1 protein-coding gene and 1 pseudogene are annotated in these 1,472 nt (G+C 37.5%); both read right to left on the reverse strand.

All coding sequences use genetic code 11. The features are described from left to right. Window positions 1-30: 30 nt before the first annotated feature. Window positions 31-897: pseudogene (locus WAX74_RS20895) on the reverse strand (IS3 family transposase); the annotation flags it as partial. After that, a complete protein-coding gene (locus WAX74_RS20900; protein WP_336499578.1) occupies window positions 858-1,418 on the reverse strand; it encodes a helix-turn-helix domain-containing protein in 561 nt (186 codons plus the stop codon). The gene WAX74_RS20900 and the pseudogene WAX74_RS20895, both read right to left, overlap by 40 nt. Window positions 1,419-1,472 lie beyond the last annotated feature (54 nt).

The following is a 1,472-nucleotide window of genomic DNA, read 5'->3' on the forward strand; positions in this document are numbered from 1 at the left end:
GGTAGTGACCCCTTAAAGTTAGAGTTTTATTTATGCAGCTAATTGGCTGGCATGAGTTCGGTATTTTACCGGACTCATGCCGGCCAGTTTTTGTTTAATTCGATCGTTATTATAGTAATCGATATACTTCTCAATTTTCTTCTGTAACGCTTCGTAGGACATCAATTCTTCCCCGTAATACATTTCTTGTTTGAGTAAGCCAAAAAAGTTCTCGATTGCCGCATTGTCCGCACATGTTGCTTTACGAGACATGCTTTGGAAAATCTTGTTTTGCTTTAATGTTTTCACCCACGAATTATGTTGGTAGTGCCAGCCTTGATCCGAATGAATGGTTGTACGATATTCTGCACGTTCATGAATGATTGGGAGCGCTTGTTTCAGTGAATCAATCACAAATTCCAGTGTAGGGCGTTTAGACATACTGAAACCGAGTATTTCACCGTTATATAGATCCATAATCGGGCTTAAATATAGTTTCTCATTATTTGTGCACTTGAATTCTGTTACATCAGTCACAAGTTTTTGTAAGGCGTACGGTGTGTTGAAACGGCGGTTTAAACGATTCTTCGCTACTTTGCCAACAGTCCCTTTATACGATTTATAGCGAGATTTGCGTACGAATTTTACACACTTTAAATTCAATTCATTCATGATTCGCTGTACTTTTTTATGATTGATTTTATGTCCTTGTGCTTTTAATTCCGCATGAATTCGACGATAGCCATATCGACCTTCATGCTGCTCAAATGTCTCTAAAATCAACAATTTCCAAGCTTGATCTGGATCTTCCTGCTTCATTTGCTTGATATGATAATGATAAGTTGCTTCCGGAATATCAACTTGTTTAAAAATGTCTTTTAATCGGAATCCTTCTTCTTTAAGTTCAAAAGCGATCGCTGCTTGTGCTTTTCGAGGAAGGCATCCGGGTTCTCTCGAAAAGCCTTCAACTTTTTTAAATACGCAACCTCCAGACGAAGCAGTTCATTTTCACGTTCTAACTGTTCCTCACGAGACATTGTTTTTTCTACTTTAATCGCTGTATCTTTTGTTTTTTTAGACATAGATGGCCTTCCCTTCGCATGTTTCAGGCCCTCTATTCCTTCTTTTAAAAACTTACTGCACCAAGTCGCGATTAAACTAGGATGATTCATGTTAAATCGGATCGCTGTATCTTGGTAAGAAGCACCTGTTTGTTTCATAAAGTTTAATACATCTAATTTGAATTGAACAGGATATTCTTCATGCTTTGTTTTCCGTTGTAAGCCTTCTTCTCCAAAAGCTTTATAAGCCCTAACCCAATGTTTGATTGGCGTTGAAGATGGAATACCATGTTTTTGTGCTAATAATAAGTATCCCAGGTGTCCTTTTAAATACTCTTGAACAATCTTTAATTTAAAACCTTGGCTATATTTCGCCATATAAAAACACCCCAAAGGTTAGATTTATTACTCTAACTTTTGGGGCGCAGCACC

It is taken from the genome of Psychrobacillus mangrovi (assembly GCF_037104765.1).
Taxonomy (GTDB): Bacteria; Bacillota; Bacilli; order Bacillales_A; family Planococcaceae; genus Psychrobacillus; species Psychrobacillus mangrovi.